At 64.5% G+C, this 4,539-nt stretch carries 3 protein-coding genes and 1 pseudogene; 1 reads left to right on the top strand and 3 read right to left on the bottom strand.

Translation table 11 applies throughout. The annotated features are described in order from the left end of the window. Positions 1–1,593, bottom strand: a pseudogene (locus VEZ38_RS10400) (PrkA family serine protein kinase); the annotation flags it as partial. A gap of 211 nt (positions 1,594–1,804) precedes the next feature. Here VEZ38_RS10400 and VEZ38_RS10395 point away from each other — a divergent pair. Then, on the top strand, positions 1,805–2,752 hold the full coding sequence (locus VEZ38_RS10395; protein ID WP_324893292.1) for a DUF2161 family putative PD-(D/E)XK-type phosphodiesterase: 948 nt from the start codon (positions 1,805–1,807) through the stop codon (positions 2,750–2,752). Between the two features lie 302 nt (positions 2,753–3,054). On the opposite strand, the gene VEZ38_RS10390 is transcribed toward VEZ38_RS10395, so the two are convergent. Both VEZ38_RS10390 and VEZ38_RS10385 read right to left on the bottom strand, forming a co-directional pair. Next, positions 3,055–3,312 carry a hypothetical protein gene (locus tag VEZ38_RS10390; RefSeq protein ID WP_324893291.1) on the bottom strand — a complete coding sequence of 86 codons (258 nt, stop codon included), beginning with the start codon at positions 3,310–3,312 and terminating at the stop codon, positions 3,055–3,057. A 46-nt stretch (positions 3,313–3,358) separates the two neighbouring features. Continuing rightward, the gene (locus VEZ38_RS10385; protein ID WP_414694697.1) at positions 3,359–4,360 is read right to left on the bottom strand and encodes an NAD(P)/FAD-dependent oxidoreductase; all 1,002 of its coding nucleotides are present in this window, start codon (positions 4,358–4,360) and stop codon (positions 3,359–3,361) included. Positions 4,361–4,539: the final 179 nt, after the last annotated feature.

Below are 4,539 nucleotides of genomic sequence, written 5' to 3'. Positions count from 1 at the left end.
GACTTCGTTCATCTTCTTCAGCTGCGTCTCGTCCGGGTCCATCTCTTCGCCCGTCAGCGGGTCTCGAATTTTCGACCAGTTGCAGTACGCCTCTACGTTGTCGAGATAGTTCTCGAACAGCGTCTTCGCCGATTCCTCGAACGAATAGACGAACGCCTTCTGCACTTCCTTCTTCGCGAGCGCGTCGTACTCCTTGCGCGCCAGCGAGATGAAGTTGAGATTCCGCTCCCGCTCTTCCTTCGTGATCGACGGATGCTGATCCATGCCTTCCTTAATCGCCCGCAGCACGTCGAGCGCGTTGATGCACGTCATGTCGTGGCGGATGAGCGCGGACGAAATCCGGTTGATGACGTAGCGCGGATCGACGCCGCTCATGCCTTCGTCCAGGAATTCGTTTTGCATCTCCTTCACGTCAGCCGCCTTGTACCCCTCGATCGATTCGCCGTCGTACATGCGCATCTTCTTGACGGGGTCCATGCCCTGCTTCTTCGACTCCTTGAGCCGAGTCATGATCGAGAACATCGCCGCCGCCCGAAGCGCGTGAGGCGCGATATGTACGTGATTCATGTCGGAGCTGCCGATCAGCTTCGCGTAAATCTTCTCCTCGTCCGACACCCTCAGATTGTACGGGATCGGCATGACGATCATCCGGGACTGCAGCGCCTCGTTCTTCTTGTTCGCGATGAACGCCTTGTACTCCGTCTCGTTCGTGTGCGCGACGATCAGCTCGTCGGCGGAGATGAGCGCGAAGCGGCCCGCTTTGAAGTTCCCCTCCTGCGTCAGCGACAGCAGGTTTCAGAGGAACTTTTCGTCGCACTTGAGCATCTCTTGGAACTCCATCAAGCCCCGGTTCGCCTTGTTCAGCTCGCCGTCGAACCGGTACGCCCGCGGATCCGACTCCGAGCCGTACTCCGTGATCGTAGAGAAGTCGATGCTGCCGGTGAGGTCCGCGATATCCTGCGACTTCGGATCCGACGGGGAGAACGTGCCGATGCCGACCCGATTGTCTTCCGAGATGAGCACCCGCTCGACGCGCATATCCTCGATGCGGCCGCCGAACTCCGTCTTGAGGCGCATCTGGCACGCCGGGCACAGATTGCCTTCGATTTTCACGCCGAGCTCCTTCTCGATTTCCGGCCGCAGGCCGTGCGGAATCAAGTGCAGCGGCTCCTCGTGCATCGGGCACCCTTCGATCGCGTAGACCGCGCCTTGGTCCGTCCGCGAAAACTGCTCCAGCCCCTTCTTCAGCAGCGTGACGATCGTCGACTTCCCGCCGGACACCGGTCCCATTAACAGCAGGATGCGCTTGCGCACGTCCAGCCGTCGGGCCGACGAGTGGAAATATTCCTCGACCAGCTTCTCCAGCGCGCGTTCGAGACCGAAAATCTCTTTTTCGAAAAACATATATCGATTTTGGCCGTCTACGGTCTCCACGCCTGCGCTCTTGATCATCTCGTACACGCGGGAATGGGCGGTCATCGCAAGATGCGGTTTCTCGCGGACGAGGTTCAGGTATTCGGCGAACGTGCCGGACCACGCCAGCTGTTCCTCTTCACTTCGATACTGCGAAATACGCTTTAGTATGTTGTCCATAGAACTAACCTCCTTCTCGGACGCTGGAAGAGCTGCATTGCACCTGGGTAGTGGAGGGACATTCACTTTGACCTTTGATTGGTGCCGTAATTCAGTCTATGCGGGGGGCCCAGAAACCTTGACCTGAAAATTCGTACAAATTTCGGAGAAAGCGAGGAAGCCGCATGCTATAATACGGGGACGAACAAGACGCGGAAGGAAGAAGTCAGGTATGGCGAAAAGGAACCCCCCGGACCCCGCCGCGCCGGCGCCCGTGCGCAAGCGCCGCGCTGCAGCGTCCGGCGGCGCGGCGCCGCCTGCGCAGGCGGCCGGCGGCGAAACGGAAGCGGAGCGCGCCGCGCGCGCGAAGACGGCCGGCGCCAAGCGCGCATCCGGCGGCGACGGCGAGCCGGAACGCGCCGTGCGGGCGAAGGCGGAAACAGAGCTGTATGCGCCGGTGAAGCGGTGGCTGGAGGCGCAAGGCTACGCCGTGCGGGGCGAGGTGCGCGGCTGCGACGTCGTCGCGGTGCGGGACGACGAGCCGTGGCCGGTCGTCGTCGAGCTGAAGAAACGGTTCAACCTGTCGCTGTTCCTTCAGGCGGTGGAGCGGCGGGCGCTGACGCCGTACGTGTACGTGGCCGCGGAACGGACGGACCGGAAGAACGCCTTCGCGGTCTCCGAGTTGCGGCGGCTGTGCGGGCTGCTCGGCATCGGGCTGCTGACGGTGAAGCTGTACAAGCGCAAGCCGTCGCTCGTAGAGCTGCATTGCGAGCCGGCCGCCCCTGACGCGGCGAGCGCTTTCGGCGGCGTCGCCGGGGGACCGCCGAAGGCGCCGGGGCGGCGGACCGCACGCGTGCTGGACGAGTTCCGCGAGCGGTCCGGCGATTACAACGCCGGCGGCATCACCGGGCGGAAGCTCGTGACCGCTTACCGGGAGAAGGCGCTGCGGTGCGCGGAAGCGCTCCATACGCACGGGCCGCTGGCCCCGCGGCAGGTGCGGGATCTGATCGCCAGCGACATGGCGCGATCGATCCTGGCCCGGAACGTGTACGGCTGGTTCCGACGAGTGTCGCGCGGCGTCTACGCGCTAACCCCCGCGGGCGAGCGGGCGCTCGGCGACTTCGCCGACGTCGTCTCCGCCGGCCGCCCGTCGGCCGCGGCCGGCGCGGCTCGCGAGTAGCCGCGGCAGCTCCGGCTCGAGTGCCAGGAGGGGCCGTTTAACGAAAAATATCGGTAGACGGCCTCCGGCGAACGCCCGACGCTTCGGGATGGCGCCCTTGACCGGCGTCCGACCCGGGTCGGGCCACTACGCGGTACGGCGAGAGCCATGGCGACCCGGATCGGGTCAACCCGCCCGCGCCGACCGCCGCTCGACCCGATTCGGGTCACGGCGCGACTCGGCTAGCGCCACGGCGACCCGGATCGGGTCAGGCCGCGAAAACGCGAACAAGCCGGGGGCTCCCCCGGCTTGTAGTCGTTCGCTTATTCGTAAGGCCACGGACCGCGCGGCACGTTCGCCCGGTCGCCCGGGTCGCTCTCGTCCCCGGTTTCGAGATCCGTCAGCTTCCGCTTGTCCGTTTCGTTCAGCGCCAACGACCGGAGCGCCTCCTTGCCGGCTGTCTCCTTGTTCACGGAGGCGACGTTGCCGACGCCCGGCCCGCGATCGTCGAGCGCGATCTCCGTGCCGCTCATGCGGTTCTGAACGTTCTCCTCATGGGTGATTTTCGCATCGTTCTTCATCTTAGCGCTCCATCCTCTCTGCTTGAGGTTCGGGATTCGTACCGGATTAGGGTTTGCCCGCGCCGACCAAGCTATGCGCTTCCCCGCGGGCGGACTCTGCCGCCGATTCCCCCGACGCGCCCGACGCCTTCTCCCGCGCGAGCAGCCACTTGTGCATCCAGATCGCCGACTGAAGCCCTTCGCCCATCGCGATGACGAGCTGCTCCGAATGCACGCCGACGTCGCCCGCCGCCCAGACGCCCGGGACGCTCGTCATCTTCGTCCGGGGGTCCGTCACGATATGCTTCGTCTCCATCCGTTCGACGTGCAGCTGCTTCGCGAGGTCGGTTCGCACCTCGTTGCCGCCGAAGGCGACGAACGCCCGGTCCGCGACGATCGTCTCGCCGGTGGCGAGCGCGACGCCGCGGAAACGCCCCTCGGATTCCTCGCCCTCCGTCAACACTCGCTCGATCGCGGCGTCGATCGTCCGGATGCCCGCATCGCGCAGCTTTTCCGCCATGGGAGCATCCACGGGCTTACGTTCGTGGTTAACGTACACGAGCTCGTTGCAAAAATACGTCAACGCCAGCGCCATCGACGCCCCCGGGTTGCCGGAGCCCATCACCAACGTCCGCTTCCCCCGCGTTTCGTACCCGTCGCAGTCCGGGCAAATAAACACCGTCAAGCCGAGGCAAGCCCGGAGCCCGGGCAAATCCGGCAGCCGGTCCATCACGCCGGTCGCGAACAACACGGTTTTCCCTTCGTACGTCGTCGGCAGACTGTTCTCCATCTCGCACGTAATCAGGAAGCCGGCTTCGTACCGCTCCGCGGCCGTCGCGTCCCCTTCGACGAATTGCACGCCGTATCCTTGCGCCTGCCGCCGGCCGAGCGACCGGAGCGTCTCCCCGGCGACGCCCTCCGGATACCCCAGCACATTATGGTAATTGCGGCACAACGTCGACCGCCCGTCTCCGCGATCGATAACGAGCGTCTTGCGACGATAGCGGCCGAGCTGAATCGCCGCCTGCAAACCGGCGATGCCGCCGCCCACGATGATGCAATCGTACATAAGTAAAGAAGACACCCCTCTCCGCCTGTGCGCTTCGGTTCGGGAAACCGAAGCCGCGCTTTGACGTTAGAGTGTCCTCTTTTCGCTGAAACTACTAGACCGGCTTGATGCCGCCGGGCGGGACGAGCGTCGGATCGGCTTATTGCCGCAAAGCGGGACCAGCGGATCGGCTTGATCAC

It is taken from the genome of Paenibacillus sp. (assembly GCF_035645235.1).
GTDB lineage: Bacteria > Bacillota > Bacilli > Paenibacillales > YIM-B00363 > Paenibacillus_AE.
Note: the sequence above shows the minus strand (reverse complement) of the source record. Positions and strands in the feature narration are given on the sequence as shown.